The sequence below is a fragment of the Humibacillus xanthopallidus genome (assembly GCF_006716675.1).
GTDB classification, from domain to species: Bacteria; Actinomycetota; Actinomycetes; order Actinomycetales; family Dermatophilaceae; genus Humibacillus; species Humibacillus xanthopallidus_B.
This window is the reverse complement of sequence record NZ_VFPM01000002.1, coordinates 538,981-560,741: the sequence shown is the minus strand read 5'-3', so window position 1 is coordinate 560,741 and position 21,761 is coordinate 538,981. Positions and strand designations below refer to the sequence as shown.

Here is a 21,761-nt window from a genome sequence, read left to right as displayed (position 1 = left end):
GGTCAGGCCTGCTCATTCTCGGTGCTGGCGGGGGCCGGGGCCTGCTCAGCAGCGGTGTCGGTCACGGCCGGCGCACCGGCGTTCTCGTTGCGGTCACCACGACGGGCGCGGTTCGGACGGTCACCGCCGTCACGGCGCGGGCCACGCGACGGGCGCGGGGCAGCGGCCTGCTGGGCAGCGAGCTCCTTGGCCGTCATGTCGCCCTTGTAGATCCACACCTTGACGCCGATGCGGCCGAACGTCGTACGAGCCTCGTAGAAGCCGTAGTCGATCTGCGCGCGCAGCGTGTGCAGCGGGACGCGACCCTCGCGGTAGAACTCGGTGCGGCTCATCTCGGCGCCGTTGAGACGGCCCGAGACCTGCACGCGGATGCCCTTGGCGCCGGCGCGCTGGGCGGACTGCATGCCCTTGCGCATCGCGCGACGGAAGGAGACACGAGCCGAGAGCTGCTCGGCGATGCCCTGGGCGACCAGCTGGCTGTCGATCTCGGGGTTCTTGACCTCGAGGATGTTGAGCTGGACCTGCTTGCCCGTGAGCTTCTCGAGCTCGCCGCGGATGCGGTCGGCCTCGGCGCCGCGGCGACCGATGACGATGCCCGGACGCGCGGTGTGGATGTCGACGCGGACGCGGTCACGGGTGCGCTCGATCTCGACCTTGGCGATGCCGGCGCGCTCCATGCCCTTCTCCATCAGGCGACGGATCGAGACATCTTCCTTGACGTAGTCGCGGTAACGCTGACCCTGCTTGGTGGAGTCGGCGAACCAGCGGCTCTTGTGGTCGGTGGTGATGCCCAGACGGAAGCCGTGGGGGTTGACCTTCTGACCCATCAGCGGGCTCCCTTCTTCTTCTCGGTCTGGGACACGACCACGGTGATGTGGCTCGTGCGCTTGTTGATCCGGCCGGCGCGACCCTGGGCCCGCGGACGGAATCGCTTCATGGTCGGGCCCTCGTCGACGAACGCGGCGCTGACGACGAGCTCACGCTCGTCGAAGGCGACGGACTCGCGGTCGGCCTTGACCCGGCAGTTGGCGATGGCGCTCTCGAGCACCTTCTTCACCGGGTCGGACGCCGACTGCGGCGCGAACGTCAGCGTCGTGATGGCGTCGGTGGCGCCCTTGCCGCGGATGAGGTCCACGACACGACGCGCCTTCTGGGGGCTGACCCGGACGTGCCGGGCCGAGGCCTTGGCTTCCATGGCTGCTTCCTTGGCTTCTTCGATTCGAGTGGCCATCAGCGACGACGACCCTTCTTGTCGTCCTTCACGTGACCCTTGAACGTGCGGGTCGGCGCGAACTCGCCGAGCTTGTGGCCGACCATCGACTCGGTGACGAACACCGGGACGTGCTTGCGGCCGTCGTGGACGGCGAAGGTGTGACCGAGCATGTCGGGGCTGATGACCGAGCGACGCGACCAGGTCTTGATGACGGTCTTGGTTCCCGCTTCGTTCTGGGCGTCCACCTTCTTCTGAAGGTGGTCGTCGATGAAGGGGCCCTTCTTCAGGCTACGAGGCATTCCAAAGGCTCCTTATCAGCGCTTCTTGCCAGTACGACGGCGACGAACGATGAGCTTGTCGCTTTCCTTGTGGCCCTTACGGGTCCGGCCTTCGGCCTGGCCCCAGGGGCTGACGGGGTGACGTCCACCGGACGTCTTGCCCTCACCACCACCGTGCGGGTGGTCAACCGGGTTCATCGCGACACCACGGACGGTCGGGCGCTTGCCCTTCCAGCGCATGCGGCCGGCCTTGCCCCAGTTGATGTTGCTCTGCTCGGCGTTGCCGACCTCGCCGACGGTGGCGCGGCAGCGCACGTCGACGTTGCGGATCTCACCGGACGGCATACGCAGCTGGGCGTAGGGGCCGTCCTTGGCGACGAGCTGCACGCGAGCGCCGGCGGAGCGGGCGATCTTCGCGCCGCCACCGGGCTTCAGCTCGATGGCGTGGATGACCGTGCCGACCGGGATGTTGCGCAGCGGCAGGCTGTTGCCCGGCTTGATGTCGGCGCCAGCGCCGTTCTCGATCGGGTCGCCCTGCTTGAGGCGGTTCGGCGCCAGGATGTAGCGCTTCTCGCCGTCGGCGTACTGGACGAGCGCGATGCGCGCCGTGCGGTTGGGGTCGTACTCGATGTGAGCGACCTTGGCGGGCACGCCGTCCTTGTCGTGGCGACGGAAGTCGATGACACGGTAGGCGCGCTTGTGGCCTCCACCGATGTGACGCGTCGTGATGCGACCGGCGTTGTTGCGGCCACCCGTCTTGGTGAGCGGGCGGACCAGCGACTTCTCCGGCGTGGAGCGCGTGATCTCGACGAAGTCGGCGACCGACGAGCCACGACGGCCCGGCGTGGTCGGCTTGTACTTACGGATTCCCATTGTGGTTCAGTCCTGTTCTTCGTCGGTCTCAGGCGCCCGCACCGAAGATGTCGATCGTGCCCTCGCGGAGGGAGACGATCGCACGCTTGGTGTCCTTGCGCTTGCCGATGCCGAAACGGGTGCGACGGCTCTTGCCCTGACGGTTCAGGGTGTGGACCTTGTCGACCTTGACGTCGAAGATCGACTCGATGGCGATCTTGATCTCCGTCTTGTTCGCGCGGGGGTCGACGATGAAGGTGTACTTGCCCTCGTCGAGCAGACCGTACGACTTCTCCGAGACGACCGGCGCGATGAGGATGTCGCGGGGGTCCTTGGCGTGGATGCTCACTTGGCGTCCTCCTTGGCAGCAGCCTTGTCAGCCTTCACGGGGCCCGCGACGAACGCGTCGAGGGCGGCCTGGGTGAAGACGATGTCGTCGGCGCAGAGCACGTCGTAGGTGTTGAGCTGGTCAGCCACCAGGACGTGGACGTTCTGCAGGTTGCGCACCGACTTCATCGCGACGTCGTTGCCACGCTCGATGACGACGAGCAGGTTCGGACGCTCGGTCAGGCCGGAGAGCAGGGCGGCGGCGTCCTTCGCCGAGGGCAGGTCGCCCGAGACGATGGAGTCGACGACGTGGATGCGGTCGAAGCGCGCCCGGTCGGAGAGGGCACCGCGCAGGGCGGCGGCCTTCATCTTCTTGGGGGTGCGCTGCGAGTAGTCACGCGGCTGCGGGCCGTGGACGACGCCACCGCCGGCGAACTGCGGCGCGCGGGTCGAGCCCTGGCGCGCGCGGCCGGTGCCCTTCTGGCGGTAGGGCTTGCGGCCACCGCCGCGCACCTCACCACGGGTCTTCGTCGAGTGCGTGCCCTGACGGGCGGCCGCGAGCTGGGCCACCACGACCTGGTGGATCAGCGGGACGTTCGTCTGCACGTCGAAGATCTCGGCGGGCAGGTTAGGGGTCTTGGTTGCCATCTGGATCATGCACCCTTCGCGGCCGTGCGGATCAGGACGATGCCGCCACGGGGGCCGGGAACGGCACCCTTGATGAGCAGCAGGCCCTTCTCGGCGTCAACGGCGTGAATCGTGAGGTTCTGGGTCGTCTGGCGGACGCCACCCATGCGACCGGCCATGCGCATGCCCTTGAAGACACGGCCCGGCGTGGAGCAGCCTCCGATGGAGCCCGGCTTGCGGTGGTTGCGGTGCGCACCGTGCGAGGAGCTGACGCCGTGGAAGCCGTGACGCTTCATGACACCGGCGAAGCCCTTGCCCTTGGTGGTGCCCGTCGCGTCGACGCGCTGGCCGGCCTCGAACAGGTCGGCCGTGATCTCCTGGCCGAGCTCGTAGTCGCCGGCGTCGGCCGTGCGCAGCTCGACGAGGTGACGGCGCGGCGTGACGCCGGCCTTCTCGAAGTGCCCGCTCATGGGCTTGTTGACCTTGCGGGGGTCGATCGCGCCGAAGGCGATCTGCACCGCGTCGTAGCCGTCGGTCTCGTCGGCGCGCACCTGCGTCACGACGCAGGGGCCGGCCTGGACCACGGTCACGGGGATGAGTCGGTTGTCGGCGTCCCACACCTGGGTCATGCCGAGCTTCTCGCCGAGCACGCCCTTGACAGTCTTCTGAGCAACAGTCATCTCAGTCACCGCCTCAGAGCTTGATCTCGATGTTGACGTCCGCCGGCAGGTCGAGACGCATCAGCGAGTCGACGGCCTTGGGCGTCGGGTCGATGATGTCGATGAGGCGCTTGTGCGTGCGCATCTCGAAGTGCTCGCGGCTGTCCTTGTACTTGTGCGGCGACCGGATGACGACGAAGACGTTCTTCTCCGTCGGAAGCGGCACCGGGCCCACCACAGTGGCACCGGCACGCGTCACCGTGTCGACAATCTTGCGCGCCGAGTTGTCGATGACCTCGTGGTCATACGACTTCAAGCGGATGCGGATCTTCTGTCCCGCCATCTCCGTTACGTCTCTCTCTCGCCGTACTCTTCCAGCCGGTTCCCTTGGATCACCGACCCCCGAGGTCGGGCGTGTCGCGCCCGCTTCGCGGTGAAAGTGCGCACCGAAGTGCCACTCTCGTCGTGGTGATCCCGGCCGAACCGGGTAACTTGCGCTTCCCTCGGGCCTCCGAGAGGAGTCCGGGCGAGTCCCCGTCAGGAGGCTCTCAAGGGGCGGCGCCACCGACATGGGTCAGCGACGCGCGACAAGCAACCTGAACAGTGTGCCAGAGGCGGCGACGCACTATCAAATCGACCCGGTCCGTTGCCGCAGGCCAGCGCCCTGCGGCGCGTCGCCAGGGCCGGCTCACCCCACCCCGGGGTATGCCGCCCTCCCGCCGAATCGAGGTGATCGCGCCACCCAGGCGGGGCTCGGGATCACCTCCACCCAGCCGGACGGCATACCGCATCGAGGTGATGCCGCCAGTCACGCGGAGCCCGGGATCACGTCGAACCGGCGGGGGCCTCAGGCCGGGGCGAGGAAGGCAGCCAGCGCGGCGGCATACATCGCGGGGTCCTGCGCGCCCATGAGCTCGCGGGCGCTGTGCATCGACAGGGCCGGCGCGCCGAAGTCGACCGTCGTCGCACCGGTCAGCGACGAGGTCACCGGGCCGACGGTCGAGCCGCACGGCAGGTCGCTACGCGTCACGAAGGTCTGCATCGGCACCCCGGCCTGCTCGCACGCGAGGGTGAAGGCGGCCGCGCCGACGGAGTCCGTGGCGTAGCGCAGGTTGGTGTTGACCTTGAGGACGGGGCCGCCGTTGACGCGGATCTGGTGGAGCGGCTCGTGACGGTCGGCGTAGTTGGGATGGGTCGCGTGGCCCATGTCTCCCGAGGCGATGACCGTGCCGGCGAGCGCGCGCCAGTAGTCCTCGCGCGTGCCGCCGGCGGCGATGACGATGCGCTCGAGGACCGACGGCAGCAGCGTCGAGGTCGCCCCGCGCTCGGAGGTGCTGCCGATCTCCTCGTGGTCGAAGAGCACCAGGACCGGCACCCGGGCGGGCTCGGTCGACACGGCGTCGAGCAGGGCCCGAACGCCGGCATACGACGTGGCGAGGTTGTCGAGGCGGGGCGCGGCGATGAGGTCGCGCTCTCGGCCGATGCGGGCCGACGGCTCCACGGGGTGGGTCATGACGTCCCACGCGAGCAGGTCGTCGTGGCCGACCCCGACCTGTGCGGCGAGGTAGCGGCGCACGTCACCGGGCCGGTCACCGACGCCCCAGAGCGGCACCATGTGCTGCTGCCGGTTGAGGGTCAGCTCGTCGTTCTGGCTGCGGTCGAGGTGGATCGCGAGCTGCGCGACCCGCAGGATCGGCGCGGTGTCGTGGAAGAGGCGTGACTCGATGCCGTCCGCGGTGCGCACCGTGACCCGGCCGGCGAGGCCGAGGTCGCGGTCGAGCCAGGAGTTGAGGATGAGCCCGCCGTAGGGCTCGACGGCGAGCATCTGCCACCCGGCCTTGACGTGGTCGGCGTTCGGCTTGAGGCGCAGGTTCGGGCTGTCGGTGTGGGCCCCGACGACGCGGAAGCCGGCCGCGGGGCCGTCCCCGGAGCCGTGCGCACCGGTCGTGTCCCAGGCGATGAGCGAGCCCCCGCGCACGAGGTAGTGGCGTCCTGGGTCGGTCGGCCACGGGGCGGTCTCGACGACCTCGGTGAAGCCCTCGGCGGCGAGGCGCCGGGCGGCCTGCTCGCAGGCGTGGAACGGTGTGGGGCTCGCGTCGACGTAGTCGATGAGTCCCCGGGCTTCGGTGTCGGTGTCGAACGAGTGCGCCATGGCCCACGACCCTATCCGCCGGCCTCCACCCGGGGCTGACAGGATCGCGACCATGCCAGACGCCACGCTCCGGGCGCTCGTCGACGACCTCGCCTCCCCCGACCCGGCCGTCCGCGACGACCGGGCGTATGCCGCCCTCGCCGGACTCGTGCGTGACGGCGGGCTGGGTGAGGACGACCGCAGGTGGCTCGGCTCCGCCATGGTCGATCGGCTCGAGCACGAACGCATCGAGGCCCGGCCCTTCGCTCCCCTCGTGCTCACCGGCCTCGTCGCGGCCGGCCACTCCACCACGTGCGCACGATGTTCGCGTCCGGGTCGCCCGGCCCTGTGCCCGCCGAGGCGAGCAACACGATGCGCACCCTCCGCTCGCTGCACGTGGCCCTCGGCGAGCAGGTGCTGCACGGGGCGAGCCGGTCACCGTCGGCGTCTCCGCCGCGGAGCGGGTTCGGAGCGAGCTTGCGGCCGTGCTGGCCGAGGTCACTCCGTGGTTCTGGCGGCCACGCGCCAGCTGAGGTCGCCGCTCGCGTGTGCCCACCTGGGTCTCCCCACGGACCTGCGCGCGCAGGGCATGCTGTCGCCATGACGATCGTGGGCCGAGGAGGTGACGTGGTGGGCGGCTCGGTGGAGCCCGGCTTCGAGCCGGTGCGCGAGGTCTTCCAGGACGTCGTGGCGCAGCAGAACGGCACCGGGGCGGCGGTGGCGATCTGGCACGACGGCCGCTGGGCCGCGGACCTCTGGGGCGGGTGGGCCGACTCGCGCCGCACCCGGCCGTGGCAGCGCGACAGCATCGTCATGCCCTACTCCGTCACCAAGGCCTTCACCGCCACGGCCGCCCTCGTTCTCGTCGACCGGGGCATCCTCGATCTCGACGATCCGGTCCAGCGCCACTGGCCCGAGCTGCGCGCCCCGGCAACCGTGCGCCAGCTCCTCTCGCACCAGGTCGGTCTCGTCGCCCTGTCCGAGCCCGCTCCCCCAGACCTGCTGCTCGACTGGAACGCCCTCTGCGACAGGCTCGCCCGCGAGGAGCCGCTGTGGCCCAGCGGCACCGCCATCGGCGAGAGCGCGCTCTTCTACGGGCACCTCGTGGGAGAGCTCGTCCGACGGGTCGATGGCCGAACCCTCGGCGCCGTGCTTCGCGACGAGGTCTGCAGGCCAGCGGGCCTCGACTTCCACATCGGCCTCGATGAGGAGGCAGAGGCACGCGCGGTCGACCTCACGGGGGTCGCCTCGCTCGTCGCGAGTCTCGACGACGGCGACCGCCCGACCCTCCTGCGTCAGGCCCTCCTCAACCCGCCCGGCGCCCTCGACGAAGCCACCGTCAACAGCCCCGCCTTCCGCCGCGCCGAGGTCCCAGCGGTCAACGGACACGGCACCGCTCGCGCCGTCGCGGGCCTGTATGCCGCCCTGCTCGCCGGACACGTCATCTCCCCGTCCCTGCGCGACGAGGCTGCGACCGCACAGGCCCACGGCATCGACCGGGTCATGGGCGGCCCGGAGCGGGCCTGGGGACTCGGCTTCGGGGTCGACGACGAGGGCTTCGGGATGGGCGGCATCGGGGGCAGCGTCGGGTGGGCCTGCACCCGTGACCACTATGCGTTCGCCTTCGTCACCGGGACCATGGGCGACCACGACCGAGCCGACGCTCTCGAGACCGCCTTCCGCGACGTGCTCGGGCTCCCACCCCTCTGACGCCCGCACGAGGCTCGGGCACGTCGGGGCGCACGAGCCGGCAGGACGGCATACCCCTGAGCGGCGGCTGCCGCCGGAAGGCCGAGCCCGTTCAGTCTGCAGATCAGTCGGCGTTCACTGCTGCCCTGACAACCCTCGGCGCAGACTGATCTGCAGCGTGATGGCAATCTCGGATCAATCTGCGAATCAGACGGCGCCTGGTGTCGTGGAAGCGGGGTGCGGGTGGTGATGCGGGCGGAATCGGGTAAAGGGGCGGGGCACCGCGACCGCAGCCCGCCTCACGTAACCGCTCGCCGGCGCGACCGAGCCACCTCGAGCGCACGAGAAAGGGCCCGGACCGCCGAAGCGGACCGGGCCCTTCCGAAGTGCTGCGTCAGCGGCGTCAGATCACTTGATGATCTTCGTGACGCGACCGGCGCCGACCGTGCGGCCACCCTCACGGATGGCGAACTTGAGGCCGTCCTCCATGGCGATCGGCTGGATGAGCTCGACCGTCATGTCGGTGTTGTCGCCGGGCATGACCATCTCGGTGCCCTCGGGCAGGTGCACGACACCCGTCACGTCCGTCGTACGGAAGTAGAACTGCGGACGGTAGTTGTCGTAGAACGGCGTGTGACGGCCGCCCTCGTCCTTCGAGAGGATGTAGACCTGAGCCTCGAAGTCCGTGTGCGGGGTGATCGAGCCGGGCTTGACGACAACCTGGCCGCGCTCGACGTCCTCGCGCTTGGTGCCACGAAGGAGCAGGCCGACGTTCTCGCCCGCGCGACCCTCGTCGAGGAGCTTGCGGAACATCTCGACACCGGTGACGGTCGTCTTCGCCGGCGGGCCGGTGTGGATGCCGACGATCTCGACCTCCTCGTTGACCTTGAGGACGCCGCGCTCGATACGACCGGTGACGACGGTGCCACGACCCGTGATCGTGAAGACGTCCTCGACGGGCATGAGGAACGGCTTGTCGATGTCACGCTCGGGCGTCGGGATCGCGGTGTCGACGGCGTCCATGAGGTCGAGGACCGACTGGCCCCACTCCGGGTCGCCCTCGAGGGCCTTGAGCGCCGAGACCTTGACGACCGGGAGGTCGTCGCCGGGGAACTCGTAGCCCGAGAGAAGCTCACGGACCTCCATCTCGACGAGCTCGAGGATCTCCTCGTCGTCGACCATGTCGGCCTTGTTGAGCGCCACGACGATGTAGGGAACGCCGACCTGCTTCGCGAGCAGGACGTGCTCCTTCGTCTGCGGCATCGGGCCGTCGGTGGCGGCGACCACGAGGATCGCGCCGTCCATCTGAGCCGCACCCGTGATCATGTTCTTCACGTAGTCGGCGTGGCCCGGGCAGTCGACGTGGGCGTAGTGACGACCCTCCGTCTGGTACTCGATGTGCGCGATCGAGATCGTGATACCGCGCTGGCGCTCCTCGGGAGCCTTGTCGATGTCCTCGAACGCGAACTGGGGGTTCAGGTCGGGGTACTTGTCGTGCAGAACCTTGGAAATCGCAGCCGTCAGCGTCGTCTTGCCGTGGTCGATGTGACCGATGGTGCCGATGTTGACGTGCGGCTTGGTCCGCTCGAACTTTGCCTTCGCCACTGTGGTGTCCTCCTCAGGACTTTATGTGTGACGCCTAACGACCAGGGCAGGACGTGGCGCTGTGGGTTGATTCCGGAGTAGAGACTACGGGATAGCCGGAGTGCGGCAGACCGCGGTCACTCTCCCCGGGTCTTCTTGATGATCTCCTCGGCGACAGCCTTGGGGACCTCTGCGTAGGAGTCGAACTCCATCGAGTAGTTGGCACGACCCTGGGTCTTCGACCGCAGGTCACCGACGTACCCGAACATCTCCGACAGCGGGACGAGGCCCTTGACGACCTTGGCACCGCTGATGTCCTCCATGGCCTGGATCTGGCCACGGCGGGAGTTGATGTCGCCGATGACGTCGCCCATGTACTCCTCGGGCGTGCGCACCTCGACGGCCATCATCGGCTCGAGCAGGACCGGGTCCGCCTTGCGGATGGCCTCCTTGAGCACCATCGAGCCGGCGATCTTGAACGCCATCTCGGAGGAGTCGACGTCGTGGTAGGCGCCGTCGACCAGGGTCGCCTTGATGCCGACCAGCGGGTAGCCGGCGAGCACGCCGTACTGCATGGCGTCCTGGATGCCGGCGTCGACCGACGGGATGTACTCACGCGGGACGCGACCACCGGTGACACCGTTGACGAACTCGTACATCGAGCCGTCCTCGGTCTCACCCAGGGGCTCGAAGGTCACCTGGACCTTGGCGAACTGGCCCGAGCCACCGGTCTGCTTCTTGTGCGTGTAGTCGTACTTCTCGACGGCGCGACGGATCGTCTCGCGGTAGGCCACCTGCGGCTTGCCGACGTTGGCCTCGACCTTGAACTCGCGCTTCATGCGGTCGACGAGGATGTCGAGGTGCAGCTCGCCCATGCCGGCGATGATCGTCTGGCCCGTGTCCTCGTCGAGGTGCACCTGGAAGGTGGGGTCCTCGGCCGAGAGCTTCTGGATGGCCGTGGAGAGCTTCTCCTGGTCACCCTTCGTCTTGGGCTCGATGGCGACCTGGATGACCGGGTCCGGGAAGGTCATCGACTCGAGCACGATCGGGTCGGCGATGTCGGACAGGGTGTCGCCGGTCGTCGTGTCCTTGAGGCCGATGGCCGCGTAGATGTGGCCGGCCATGGCCTCGTCGACCGGGTTCTCCTTGTTGGCGTGCATCTGGAACAGCTTGCCGATGCGCTCCTTCTTGCCCTTCGTCGAGTTGACGACGCCGGTGCCCGAGCTGATGTGGCCCGAGTAGACGCGGATGAAGGTCAGGGTGCCGAAGAACGGGTGCGTGGCGACCTTGAAGGCGAGGGCCGAGAACGGCTCGTCCTTGCTCGGCGCGCGCGTCAGCTCGACCTCCTCGTTGCCCGGCTTGTGGCCGATCATCGGGGGCACGTCGAGCGGCGACGGCAGGTAGTCGACGACGGCGTCGAGCATCGGCTGCACACCGCGGTTCTTGAACGCCGAGCCGCAGAACACCGGGTAGAGCTCGGAGTTGACCGTGAGCTTGCGGATGCCCGCCTTGAGCTCCTCGACGGTGAGCTCCTCGCCACCGAGGTACTTCTCCATGAGCTCGTCGTCGGCCTCGGCGACACGCTCGACGAGCGCCATGCGGTACTCGTCGGCCTTGTCCTTGAGGTCGGCCGGGATCTCGGCGATCTCGTACTTGGCGCCCATGGTCACGTCGCCCTTGGCGTCACCGGGCCACACGAGGGCACGCATGTAGATGAGGTCGATGACACCGACGAAGTCGTTCTCGGCGCCGATCGGCAGCTGCATGACGAGCGGCTCCGCACCGAGGCGGTCCTTGATCGTCTGCACGGTGAAGTAGAAGTCCGCGCCGAGCTTGTCCATCTTGTTGACGAAGCAGATGCGCGGCACGTCGTACTTGTCGGCCTGGCGCCACACCGTCTCGGACTGGGGCTCGACACCCTCCTTGCCGTCGAACACCGCGACGGCACCGTCGAGGACGCGCAGCGAGCGCTCGACCTCGACCGTGAAGTCCACGTGTCCGGGGGTGTCGATGATGTTGATCTGGGTGCCCTCCCAGAAGGAGGTCACGGCGGCAGACGTGATCGTGATGCCGCGCTCCTTCTCCTGCTCCATCCAGTCGGTCGTCGACGCACCGTCGTGGGTCTCACCGATCTTGTGGTTGACACCGGTGTAGAAGAGGATGCGCTCCGTCACCGTGGTCTTGCCAGCGTCGATGTGCGCCATGATGCCGATGTTGCGGACCTTCTTGAGGTCCGTCAGGACGTCGAGTGCCACGTCAGGTTTCTCGTCTCATTCGTCGTGGAGTGAAAATCGTGGGCGCCGTGAGCCACGTCGTGCGACGGGCGGGGCGCGTGCCCGGTCGGTATGCCGCGAGGCGGGCTCCCGGCATACCGACCGGACCGCTGGTCACCAGCGGTAGTGCGCGAAGGCCTTGTTGGACTCGGCCATCTTGTGGGTGTCCTCGCGGCGCTTGACAGCGGCACCGAGGCCGTTGCTCGCGTCGAGGATCTCGTTCATGAGGCGCTCGGTCATCGTCTTCTCACGACGCTGGCGCGAGTAGCCGACGAGCCAACGCAGGGCGAGGGTGGTCGAGCGGTTGGGCTTGACCTCGATCGGCACCTGGTAGGTCGCGCCACCGACGCGACGGCTCTTGACCTCCATGGCCGGCTTGACGTTGTCGAGCGCACGCTTCAGCGTGGCGACGGGGTCGGTGCCGGTCTTGGCGCGGACGCCCTCGAGGGCGCCGTAGACGATCATCTCGGCGATGGACTTCTTGCCGTCGAGGAGGATCTTGTTGACGAGCTGCGTGACGAGCGGGCTGGCGTAGACCGGGTCGACGACGAGCGGGCGCTTCGGAGCGGGTCCCTTACGAGGCATCAGCTCTTCTCCTTCTTCGCGCCGTAACGGCTACGAGCCTGCTTGCGGTTCTTGACACCCTGGGTGTCGAGCGTGCCGCGGACGATCTTGTAACGAACACCCGGGAGGTCCTTCACACGACCACCACGCACGAGCACGATCGAGTGCTCCTGCAGGTTGTGGCCGACGCCCGGGATGTAGGCCGTGACCTCGATGCCGCTGGAGAGGCGCACACGGGCGACCTTGCGCAGGGCAGAGTTCGGCTTCTTGGGGGTGGTGGTGTACACGCGGGTGCACACGCCACGACGCTGGGGCGAGCCCTTGAGCGCCGGGGTCTTGGCCTTCGTGGCCTTGTCCTGGCGGCCCTTGCGGACCAGCTGGTTGATGGTAGGCAACCTGGTTACTCCATAACGTTGCTCGTTGTCGGTCGTCCGGTCGGACGGCTCCTTGGCTGTTCGCTCCCACGACCCCCGATGTCGGGCGTGTCGGAACGGTGCTCCCCCCTGCACTCCCCACGCGTGCGATGGTCTTGCGACCAGCTGGTGGTGGGTTGCCCGGCGGGAGGTTCGCTCTGGACCTCAGTGATGTCGTCCGGTCAGACCGGGCGGACAGGGCACCAGGGCCGTCATCGCGCATGCGAGAGGGCTGCGCCTCAAGCACAGTGTTCAAGCGTACCGGGGCGCGGCACGCCGACCAAATCCGTCACACCCCGCCCGAGTCCGGCCGTGCCCCGGCGTGGAGCGGCGCCCGGCAGCGGCCGGGCACCGAGCACGCCCGGGGCACTCCGGTCAGCCGAGGCGCCAGTCCCCCGCGTACATGTGCAGCACGGGCAGGCCGAGGCTCTCGCGCGCCTTCGAGGCCCAGTCGCGGTGGAAGGTGTCCTCGACGGCCTGGGGCTCGGTGACGACGACGACCTCGCTCGCACCCAGGCGGGCGACCTCCTCGACGAGCGTCGGCAGCGGGTCGTCGGCGGTGATCTCACCCGTGGCCGGCACGCCGTGCGCCGCGAACTCCGCCAGCGTCGTGTCGAGGGCGCTCTGGGCGTCGGCGTGCGCCTCGTCTCGGTCGACGGGGCGCAGGCTGTCGAGCGCCTCCTTCATCTCGAAGAGGCTGAGGTGGTTGAGGAACGAGGAGAGCATGTTGCGCTCGGTGTCGGCCGGCACGAGCACCCGGTAGGTGGCCGACTCCTCCTCGTGCAACGCGATGATCTTGTCGACGTCGACGGGCTTGAGCGGCTCCTCGGTGACGACGAGGATCACCGTGGGGACCGGCGGGTTCGACTCGTCGCCGGCGCCGGCCTCACCCTGAGTCGCAGCGTCGGCCGCGGCGGGAGTCTCCGCAGCGGTCTCGGCGTCGGTGTCGGCGTGGGTCTCGGGGAGGGCGGGCACGTCCGCCGAAGGCTCGGTCATGGCTTCACCCTAGCGAGCCGGGCAGGTCCTCATCCCGCAGTCCCCCGAGGCGGGTCGACTCACCGCCGGATGTCATCGCGGCGCGACGGCGACCCAGCGACGGCGCCCGAGACCACGCCGTCCGGCCGAGCACGCCGCAGGGCCGACCCCCCTCTCGGGGAGCCGGCCCTGCGGCATACGGCGTGGTCAGCGACCACCGCTCACGCGGGGCCGCGACCGGTCAGAACTGGTCCAGGCCCAGCGCCTCGTCGTCGAGGCGGATCGCCTCGCCGGAACCCGTGCCGAAGCCCGCGTAGTCGTACGCGTCGTAGTTCGGCAGCGAGTACATGGCGGCCTTGGCCTCCTCGGTGGGCTCGACCTTGATGTTCCGGTAGCGGGGCAGGCCCGTGCCGGCAGGGATGAGCTTTCCGAGGATGACGTTCTCCTTGAGGCCGAGCAGCGGGTCGGACTTGGCCTCCATGGCGGCCTGCGTGAGCACGCGGGTCGTCTCCTGGAAGGACGCGGCCGACAGCCACGACTCGGTGGCCAGCGAGGCCTTGGTGATGCCCATGAGCTCGGGACGACCAGCAGCCGGGCGGCCACCCTCGGCCATGACGCGACGGTTCTCGTCCTCGAAGCGGCCGCGCTCGGCGAGCTCGCCCGGGAGGAGGTCCGCGTCGCCGGCCTCGATGATCGTCACGCGCCGCAGCATCTGCCGCACGATGACCTCGATGTGCTTGTCGTGGATCGACACACCCTGCTGGCGGTAGACCCGCTGCACCTCGTCGACGAGGTGCTTCTGGGCAGCCCGCGGGCCGAGGATGCGAAGGACCTGCTTGGGGTCGATCGCGCCCTGGACCAGCTTGTCGCCGACCTCGACGTGGTCACCGTCTCCGACGAGCAGGCGCGAACGCTTGCTGACGGGGTAGGCGTGCTGCTCGGAGCCGTCGTCGGGCGTCAGCAGGATGCGACGCGCCTTGTCGGTGTCCTCGATCTCGATGCGGCCGGTGGCCTCGGCGATCGGGGCCACACCCTTGGGGGTGCGGGCCTCGAAGAGCTCGACGACACGCGGCAGACCCTGGGTGATGTCGTCGGCCGCGGCCGCACCACCGGTGTGGAAGGTACGCATCGTCAGCTGCGTGCCGGGCTCACCGATCGACTGGGCCGCGATGATGCCGACGGCCTCACCGATGTCGACGAGCTTGCCGGTCGCGAGCGAGCGGCCGTAGCACTTGGCACACGTGCCGACCTTGCTGTCGCAGGTGAGCACCGAGCGGATGCGCACCTCGTTGACACCGGCAGCGAAGAGCGCGTCGATGACGACGTCACCGAGGTCGATGCCCGCGACGGCGAGCGTCTCGCCGTCGACGACGACGTCCTCGGCCAGCGTGCGGGCGTAGACCGAGGCCTCGACCGCGTCTCCGAGCGACCGGGTGCCGGTGGTCTCGTTGATCTCGGCGATCGGCAGCTTGAGCCCGCGGTCGGTGCCGCAGTCGTCCTCACGGATGATGACGTCCTGCGACACGTCGACGAGACGACGCGTGAGGTAGCCCGAGTCGGCGGTACGAAGCGCCGTGTCGGCCAGACCCTTGCGGGCACCGTGCGTCGAGATGAAGAACTCGAGCACCGTGAGGCCCTCACGGAAGTTCGCCTTGATCGGGCGCGGGATGATCTCGCCCTTCGGGTTGGCCATGAGGCCACGCATGCCGGCGATCTGACGGATCTGGAACCAGTTACCACCAGCACCCGAGGACACCATCCGGTAGATGGGGTTCGTGCGCGGGAAGTTGGTCTCCATCTCCTTGGCGACCTGGTTGGACGCCTGGGTCCAGATCTCGACGAGCTCCTGACGACGCTCGTCGTCGGTGATGAGACCGCGCTCGTACTGCGTCTGGACCTTGGCGGCCTTGGTCTCGTAACCCTCGAGGATGGCCGTCTTGTTGTCCGGCGTCGTGACGTCGGAGATCGCGACGGTGCAGCCCGAGCGGGTCGACCAGTGGAAGCCGGCCTCCTTCAGGGCGTCGAGCGACGCGGCGACCTGCACCTTGGAGTAGCGCTCGGCGAGGTCGTTGACGATCGCCGAGAGCCGCTTGCGGTCGACCGGGCGGTTCTCGAACGGGTAGTCGATCGGCAGCGTGTCGTTGAAGATCGCGCGGCCGAGCGTCGTCTCGAGCGTGATGCTCGTGACGATGCCGTCCTCGCCGGCCTCGACACCCTCGGGCAGCTCGAAGCCGGCCGGGGGCACCGCGTCGGTGAGGCGCAGCTTGATCGCCGAGCCGAGCTCGATCTCGCCACGGTCGAAGGCCATGCGGGCCTCCGACGGCGACGTGAAGGCACGACCCGCACCGATGCCGCCACCGTCGATCGCGTCGGTGAGGTGGTAGATGCCGGTGATCATGTCCTGCGTCGGCATCGTCACGGGACGACCGTCGGCAGGCTTGAGGATGTTGTTGCTCGACAGCATGAGGATGCGGGCCTCGGCCTGCGCCTCTGCCGACAGCGGCACGTGGACAGCCATCTGGTCACCGTCGAAGTCGGCGTTGAAGGCCGAGCAGACGAGCGGGTGGATCTGGATGGCCTTGCCCTCGACGAGCTGCGGCTCGAACGCCTGGATGCCGAGACGGTGCAGCGTGGGTGCGCGGTTGAGCAGCACCGGGTGCTCCGTGATGACCTCTTCGAGGACGTCCCACACGACCGGGCGGGCCCGCTCGACCATGCGCTTGGCCGACTTGATGTTCTGCGCGTGGTCGAGGTCGACGAGACGCTTCATGACGAACGGCTTGAAGAGCTCGAGCGCCATCTGCTTGGGCAGACCGCACTGGTGCAGCTTCAGCTGCGGGCCGACGACGATGACCGAACGGCCGGAGTAGTCGACGCGCTTGCCGAGGAGGTTCTGACGGAAGCGGCCCTGCTTGCCCTTGAGCATGTCGGAGAGCGACTTGAGCGGACGGTTGCCGGGGCCCGTGACCGGGCGACCACGACGGCCGTTGTCGAAGAGGCTGTCGACGGCCTCCTGGAGCATGCGCTTCTCGTTGTTGACGATGATCTCGGGCGCGCCGAGGTCGAGAAGCCGCTTCAGGCGGTTGTTGCGGTTGATGACGCGACGGTAGAGGTCGTTGAGGTCCGAGGTCGCGAAGCGGCCACCGTCGAGCTGCACCATCGGGCGCAGGTCCGGCGGGATGACCGGGATCGCGTCGAGGACCATGCCCGACGGGTGGTTCGTCGTCGTCTGGAAGGCGTTGACGACCTTGAGCCGCTTGATGGCGCGGGTCTTCTTCTGGCCCTTGCCGGTGGCGATGATCTCCTGGAGGATCTCGGCCTCGGCGTCGAGGTCGAAGGACTCGAGGCGCTTCTGGATCGCCGCGGCGCCCATGCCGCCCTCGAAGTAGAGACCGAAGCGGTCACGCATCTCGCGGTAGAGGATCTCGTCGCCCTCGAGGTCCTGGACCTTGAGGTTCTTGAAGCGGTCCCAGACCTGCTCGAGGCGCTCCACCTGCTGGTCGGCGCGCTTGCGGATGTTGTTCATCTCGCGCTCGGCCTGGTCGCGCACCTTGCGCTTGGCGTCGGCCTTGGCACCCTCGGCCTCGAGCTCGGCGATGTTGCGCTCGAGCGTCTGGGCGCGGGCCTCGACGTCGGCGTCGCGTCGGTTCTCGATCTCCTTCTGCTCGGCCTGGATCTGGGCCTCGAGCGAGGGCAGGTCGGTGTGACGCTGCTCGTCGTCGACGGACGTGATCATGTAGGCCGCGAAGTAGATGACCTTCTCGAGGTCCTTCGGGGCGAGGTCGAGCAGGTAGCCGAGGCGGCTCGGCACACCCTTGAAGTACCAGATGTGGGTGACGGGCGCGGCGAGCTCGATGTGGCCCATCCGCTCACGACGCACCTTGGCGCGCGTGACCTCGACGCCACAGCGCTCACAGATGATGCCCTTGAAGCGGACACGCTTGTACTTGCCGCAGTTGCACTCCCAGTCGCGGGTCGGACCGAAGATGCGCTCGCAGAAGAGGCCCTCCTTCTCCGGCTTGAGGGTGCGGTAGTTGATGGTCTCGGGCTTCTTGACCTCGCCGTGGCTCCACTGGCGGATGGAGTCCGCGGTGGCGAGGCCGATGCGCAGCTCGTCGAAGAAGTTGACGTCGAGCACGTGGTTCCTTCTCTCGTAACTCTCGTTAAGTCTTTGGTCTGAGTGGTGGTCGTTGACGAGGGGGCGTATGCCGCCGAGCGGGCTCAGCGGCATACGCACCGCCTGTCGTTAGGGGGCCTTCTCAGACCTCTTCGACGCTGGACGGCTCGCGCCGGCTCAGGTCGATGCCGAGCTCCTCCGCTGCGCGGAAGACCTCCTCGTCGGATTCCTTCATCTCGATCGTCGTGCCCTCGGAGTTCAGGACCTCGACGTTGAGACACAGGGACTGCATCTCCTTGAGGAGGACCTTGAACGACTCGGGGATGCCGGAGTCCGGGATGTTCTCGCCCTTGACGATCGCCTCGTAGACCTTCACGCGGCCCGGGACGTCGTCGGACTTGATCGTCAGCAGCTCCTGGAGCGTGTAGGCAGCGCCGTACGCCTCGAGGGCCCAGACCTCCATCTCACCGAAGCGCTGGCCACCGAACTGGGCCTTACCGCCGAGCGGCTGCTGGGTGATCATCGAGTAGGGACCCGTGGAGCGAGCGTGGATCTTGTCGTCGACGAGGTGGTGGAGCTTGAGGATGTACATGTAGCCCACCGCGACCGGCTCCGGGAACGGCTCGCCGGAGCGGCCGTCGAAGAGGCGGGTCTTGCCCGAGGCGTCGATGAGTCGCACGTCGTCGCGCGTCTTGAGCGTCGAGTCGAGAAGACCCGTCACGACGTCCTCCGACGCACCGTCGAAGACCGGCGTCGCCACGCGCGAGCCCGGAGGGGCCTCGTGCGCGTCGAGCGGGATCTGGTCGGCCCACTCCGGCTTGCCCTCGATCTTCCAGCCGCGGCTGGCAGCCCAGCCGAGGTGCAGCTCGAGGATCTGGCCGAGGTTCATGCGGCGCGGCACGCCGTGCGGGTTGAGCACGACGTCGACGGGGGTGCCGTCCTCGAGGAACGGCATGTCCTCGACGGGCAGGATCTTGGAGATGACGCCCTTGTTGCCGTGGCGGCCGGCGAGCTTGTCACCGTCGGTGATCTTGCGCTTGTTGGCCACGTAGACGCGCACGAGCTGGTTGACGCCCGGGGGCAGGTCGTCGCCGAGGTCGGAGCGGAACTCCTTGACCCCGATGACGGTGCCGGTCTCGCCGTGGGGCACCTTGAGGGAGGTGTCGCGGACCTCGCGCGCCTTCTCACCGAAGATCGCGCGGAGCAGGCGCTCCTCCGGCGTCAGCTCGGTCTCGCCCTTGGGCGTGACCTTGCCGACGAGCAGGTCGCCGTCGCGGACCTCGGCGCCGACGCGGATGATGCCGCGCTCGTCGAGGTCGGCCAGCACGTCCTCGGAGACGTTCGGGATGTCGCGGGTGATCTCCTCCGGGCCCAGCTTCGTGTCGCGCGCGTCGACCTCGTGCTCCTCGATGTGGATCGAGGAGAGCACGTCGTCCTGCACGAGACGCTGGCTGAGGATGATCGCGTCCTCGTAGTTGTGTCCCTCCCACGACATGAACGCGACGAGCAGGTTGCGCCCGAGCGCCATCTCGCCACCGTCGGTCGCGGGACCGTCGGCGATGACGCCGCCGGCCTCGAGGCGGTCGCCCTCGTTGACGACGACGACCTGGTTGTAGCTCGTGCCCTGGTTGGAGCGCGCGAACTTCGCGATCGGGTAGGTGCGGTAGGTGCCGTCGTCGTTGGCGACGGTCACGAGGTCGGCAGCGACCTCCTGCACGACGCCGGCCTTCTCGGCGCGGACGACGTCGCCCGAGTCGAGGGCCGCACGGAACTCCATGCCGGTGCCGACGAGCGGGGCCTCGCTCTTGACGAGCGGGACCGCCTGACGCTGCATGTTGGCGCCCATGAGCGCGCGGTTGGCGTCGTCGTGCTCGAGGAAGGGGATCATCGCCGTCGCGGCCGACACCATCTGGCGCGGCGAGACGTCCATGTAGTCGACCTCGTCGCCGGGGACGAGCTCGACCTCACCGCCCTTGGTGCGCACGAGCACGCGATCCTCGGTGAAGTTGCCCTCGAGGTCGATCGGCGCGTTGGCCTGGGCGACGACGTACTTGTCCTCCTCGTCGGCGGACAGGTAGTCGATGTCGTCGGTGACGACGCCGTTCACGACCTTGCGGTACGGCGTCTCGATGAAGCCGAACGCGTTGATGCGACCGTAGGACGCGAGCGAGCCGATGAGGCCGATGTTCGGGCCCTCAGGCGTCTCGATCGGGCACATGCGGCCGTAGTGCGACGGGTGGACGTCACGGACCTCCATCTGGGCGCGGTCACGGGAGATACCACCCGGGCCGAGCGCAGACAGGCGACGCTTGTGCGTCAGACCCGCGAGCGGGTTGTTCTGGTCCATGAACTGCGAGAGCTGCGAGGTGCCGAAGAACTCCTTGATCGACGCCACCACGGGGCGGATGTTGATCAGGGTCTGCGGCGTGATGGCCTCGACGTCCTGGGTCGTCATGCGCTCACGCACGACGCGCTCCATGCGCGACAGGCCGGTGCGGACCTGGTTCTGGATGAGCTCGCCGACGGAGCGGAGACGACGGTTGCCGAAGTGGTCGATGTCGTCGACCTCGACGCGGACGTCGATCTCGTTGCCGTTCTTGACGCCCTTCATCGAGTCCTGGCCGTCGTGCAGCGTGACGATGAACTTGATCGTCTTGACGATGTCGTCGACCGACAGCGTCGAGTCGCTGATCGGCGCGTCGACGCCGAGCTTCTTGTTCACCTTGTAGCGACCGACCTTGGCGAGGTCGTAGCGCTTGCCGTTGAAGTAGAGGTTGTCGAGCAGGGTCTGCGCGGCCTCCTTGGTCGGCGGCTCGCCCGGACGCAGCTTGCGGTAGATGTCGAGCAGCGCGTCGTCCTGGCCCTGCGTGTGGTCCTTCTCGAGCGTCAGGCGCATCGACTCGAACTCGCCGAACTCCTCGAGGATCTGGGCCTCGGTCCAGCCGAGGGCCTTGAGGAGCACCGTGACCGACTGCTTGCGCTTGCGGTCGACGCGGACGCCGACCATGTCGCGCTTGTCGATCTCGAACTCGAGCCACGCACCTCGGCTCGGGATGATCTTGGCCGTGTAGATGTCCTTGTCGGACGTCTTGTCGGGCGTGCGCTCGAAGTAGACGCCCGGGCTGCGGACGAGCTGCGAGACGACGACACGCTCGGTGCCGTTGATGATGAAGGTGCCGCGCTCGGTCATGAGCGGGAAGTCGCCCATGAAGACCGTCTGGCTCTTGATCTCACCGGTGACCGTGTTCATGAACTCGGCCGTCACGAAGAGCGGTGCGTCGTACGTCTGGTCGCGCTCCTTGCACGACTCGATCGTCTTGCGGGTCTCCTCGAAGCGGTGGTCGCGGAACGACAGCGACATGGAGCCGCTGAAGTCCTCGATCGGGGAGATCTCCTCGAAGATCTCCTCGAGACCGGAGCGGTCGGGGACGTCGGTGCGCCCCTCGGACTTCGCGGCAGCCACGCGGGCCTGCCAGCGCTCGTTGCCGAGAAGCCAGTCGAAGCTCTCCGTCTGGAGTGCAAGGAGGTCAGGGACCTCGAGGGGTTCGCGAATCTTCGCGAAGGACAGACGTCCCGAAGGGGTCTGTGCGGTGGACATGTTCGTCGCAGAACGCGCGGCAGCCAAGGAGGGTCCTTCCACGGGCCTTTTTTCGAATCTTCAGATCCGCGCTGACGCATGGCTCCGCTCGCGGGTCCCCGGGTCGTGGTCGTGCCGTTGAGCGGCACGGAGAGTCGGACCGGGGTCGCGAAAGGTGGGCATGGGCAGCGCAAAGGCCTAGCCTACCCCCAGAGGGCAGGAGTGTCCAGCCGGGTCAAGAGGCGGAGTTCGTCACCGAGGCACTCATCCGGCCTCAACAGGCCGGATGTCCTCGGCGTGACCTGCCACGCCCCCCGGACCGGGAGCTCGCGATGCGAACGCGACGAATATGGACCCTCGTCGGGCCCACGTCAAGAGCCCGCCCCCGATCGGCGCGTTCACCCGGGGTCGAGGCACCCCCCGGACCTAGGCTGGGCGTGTTCGGCTGCGGGCGTTCGAACCCGCGCCACCACCGCACAGAA

The 21,761-nt window shown here is 68.3% G+C and carries 17 protein-coding genes; 1 reads left to right on the top strand and 16 read right to left on the bottom strand.

What is annotated here, in order from left to right; genetic code table 11:
• Positions 1-2: 2 nt before the first annotated feature.
• The 9 genes from rpsC to FBY41_RS10455 all read right to left on the bottom strand — a co-directional run bounded on the left by rpsC (position 3) and on the right by FBY41_RS10455 (position 6,108).
• Entirely contained in the window at positions 3-827 is an 825-nt protein-coding gene (gene rpsC / locus FBY41_RS10495) for a 30S ribosomal protein S3 (protein WP_141823436.1), read from the bottom strand.
• Positions 827-1,195 carry a 50S ribosomal protein L22 gene (rplV, locus tag FBY41_RS10490; RefSeq protein WP_141844181.1) on the bottom strand — a complete coding sequence of 123 codons (369 nt, stop codon included), beginning with the start codon at positions 1,193-1,195 and terminating at the stop codon, positions 827-829. The genes rpsC and rplV overlap by 1 nt, the downstream gene beginning before the upstream one ends.
• Positions 1,196-1,230: 35 nt before the next feature.
• Positions 1,231-1,512: a 30S ribosomal protein S19 gene (rpsS, locus tag FBY41_RS10485; RefSeq protein ID WP_141823434.1), complete on the bottom strand. Its 282-nt coding sequence runs from the start codon at positions 1,510-1,512 to the stop codon at positions 1,231-1,233.
• 15 nt (positions 1,513-1,527) lie between these two features.
• Entirely contained in the window at positions 1,528-2,364 is an 837-nt protein-coding gene (gene rplB / locus FBY41_RS10480) for a 50S ribosomal protein L2 (RefSeq protein ID WP_141823433.1), read from the bottom strand.
• A 28-nt stretch (positions 2,365-2,392) separates the two neighbouring features.
• Positions 2,393-2,692 (bottom strand): 50S ribosomal protein L23, encoded by a 300-nt coding sequence (rplW, locus tag FBY41_RS10475; protein WP_141823432.1) that lies wholly within the window; start codon positions 2,690-2,692, stop codon positions 2,393-2,395.
• The gene (gene rplD, locus FBY41_RS10470; RefSeq protein WP_141844179.1) at positions 2,689-3,327 is read right to left on the bottom strand and encodes a 50S ribosomal protein L4; all 639 of its coding nucleotides are present in this window, start codon (positions 3,325-3,327) and stop codon (positions 2,689-2,691) included. The genes rplW and rplD overlap by 4 nt, the downstream gene beginning before the upstream one ends.
• Positions 3,324-3,977 carry a 50S ribosomal protein L3 gene (gene rplC / locus FBY41_RS10465; RefSeq protein ID WP_185749017.1) on the bottom strand — a complete coding sequence of 218 codons (654 nt, stop codon included), beginning with the start codon at positions 3,975-3,977 and terminating at the stop codon, positions 3,324-3,326. Before rplC ends, rplD begins: the two co-directional genes overlap by 4 nt.
• A gap of 13 nt (positions 3,978-3,990) precedes the next feature.
• Positions 3,991-4,299: a 30S ribosomal protein S10 gene (gene rpsJ, locus FBY41_RS10460; RefSeq protein ID WP_009775966.1), complete on the bottom strand. Its 309-nt coding sequence runs from the start codon at positions 4,297-4,299 to the stop codon at positions 3,991-3,993.
• A gap of 504 nt (positions 4,300-4,803) precedes the next feature.
• A complete protein-coding gene (locus FBY41_RS10455; RefSeq protein ID WP_141844177.1) occupies positions 4,804-6,108 on the bottom strand; it encodes a M18 family aminopeptidase in 1,305 nt (434 codons plus the stop codon).
• A gap of 579 nt (positions 6,109-6,687) precedes the next feature.
• Here FBY41_RS10455 and FBY41_RS10450 point away from each other — a divergent pair.
• Positions 6,688-7,797, top strand: coding sequence for a serine hydrolase domain-containing protein (locus tag FBY41_RS10450; RefSeq protein WP_141844175.1), 1,110 nt, complete (start codon positions 6,688-6,690; stop codon positions 7,795-7,797).
• A 387-nt stretch (positions 7,798-8,184) separates the two neighbouring features.
• Here FBY41_RS10450 and tuf read toward each other — a convergent pair whose 3' ends face one another.
• The 7 genes from tuf to rpoB form a co-directional block, all read right to left on the bottom strand.
• Positions 8,185-9,381, bottom strand: a complete 1,197-nt coding sequence (gene tuf / locus FBY41_RS10445) for an elongation factor Tu (RefSeq protein ID WP_141844173.1) — start codon at positions 9,379-9,381, stop codon at positions 8,185-8,187.
• A 116-nt stretch (positions 9,382-9,497) separates the two neighbouring features.
• Positions 9,498-11,615, bottom strand: coding sequence for an elongation factor G (gene fusA / locus FBY41_RS10440; protein ID WP_141844171.1), 2,118 nt, complete (start codon positions 11,613-11,615; stop codon positions 9,498-9,500).
• A 132-nt stretch (positions 11,616-11,747) separates the two neighbouring features.
• The gene (gene rpsG, locus FBY41_RS10435; protein WP_141823425.1) at positions 11,748-12,218 is read right to left on the bottom strand and encodes a 30S ribosomal protein S7; all 471 of its coding nucleotides are present in this window, start codon (positions 12,216-12,218) and stop codon (positions 11,748-11,750) included.
• Positions 12,218-12,592, bottom strand: coding sequence for a 30S ribosomal protein S12 (rpsL, locus tag FBY41_RS10430; RefSeq protein WP_141823424.1), 375 nt, complete (start codon positions 12,590-12,592; stop codon positions 12,218-12,220). Before rpsL ends, rpsG begins: the two co-directional genes overlap by 1 nt.
• 393 nt (positions 12,593-12,985) lie before the next feature.
• Entirely contained in the window at positions 12,986-13,606 is a 621-nt protein-coding gene (locus FBY41_RS10425) for a hypothetical protein (protein WP_141844169.1), read from the bottom strand.
• A 220-nt stretch (positions 13,607-13,826) separates the two neighbouring features.
• Entirely contained in the window at positions 13,827-17,723 is a 3,897-nt protein-coding gene (locus FBY41_RS10420; RefSeq protein WP_141845058.1) for a DNA-directed RNA polymerase subunit beta', read from the bottom strand.
• 121 nt (positions 17,724-17,844) lie between these two features.
• Complete coding sequence (rpoB, locus tag FBY41_RS10415; protein WP_260439686.1) at positions 17,845-21,300, bottom strand: DNA-directed RNA polymerase subunit beta; 3,456 nt, start codon at positions 21,298-21,300, stop codon at positions 17,845-17,847.
• Positions 21,301-21,761 lie beyond the last annotated feature (461 nt).

Coding starts and splice junctions, on each gene's coding strand:
- rpsC (WP_141823436.1), bottom strand. CDS start 827: ATGGGTCAGAAGGTCAACCCCCACGGCTTCCGTCTGGGCATCACCACC.
- rplV (WP_141844181.1), bottom strand. CDS start 1,195: ATGGAAGCCAAGGCCTCGGCCCGGCACGTCCGGGTCAGCCCCCAGAAG.
- rpsS (WP_141823434.1), bottom strand. CDS start 1,512: ATGCCTCGTAGCCTGAAGAAGGGCCCCTTCATCGACGACCACCTTCAG.
- rplB (WP_141823433.1), bottom strand. CDS start 2,364: ATGGGAATCCGTAAGTACAAGCCGACCACGCCGGGCCGTCGTGGCTCG.
- rplD (WP_141844179.1), bottom strand. CDS start 3,327: ATGATCCAGATGGCAACCAAGACCCCTAACCTGCCCGCCGAGATCTTC.
- rplC (WP_185749017.1), bottom strand. CDS start 3,977: ATGACTGTTGCTCAGAAGACTGTCAAGGGCGTGCTCGGCGAGAAGCTC.
- rpsJ (WP_009775966.1), bottom strand. CDS start 4,299: ATGGCGGGACAGAAGATCCGCATCCGCTTGAAGTCGTATGACCACGAG.
- FBY41_RS10455 (WP_141844177.1), bottom strand. CDS start 6,108: ATGGCGCACTCGTTCGACACCGACACCGAAGCCCGGGGACTCATCGAC.
- FBY41_RS10450 (WP_141844175.1), top strand. CDS start 6,688: ATGACGATCGTGGGCCGAGGAGGTGACGTGGTGGGCGGCTCGGTGGAG.
- rpsG (WP_141823425.1), bottom strand. CDS start 12,218: ATGCCTCGTAAGGGACCCGCTCCGAAGCGCCCGCTCGTCGTCGACCCG.
- FBY41_RS10425 (WP_141844169.1), bottom strand. CDS start 13,606: ATGACCGAGCCTTCGGCGGACGTGCCCGCCCTCCCCGAGACCCACGCC.
- rpoB (WP_260439686.1), bottom strand. CDS start 21,300: ATGTCCACCGCACAGACCCCTTCGGGACGTCTGTCCTTCGCGAAGATT.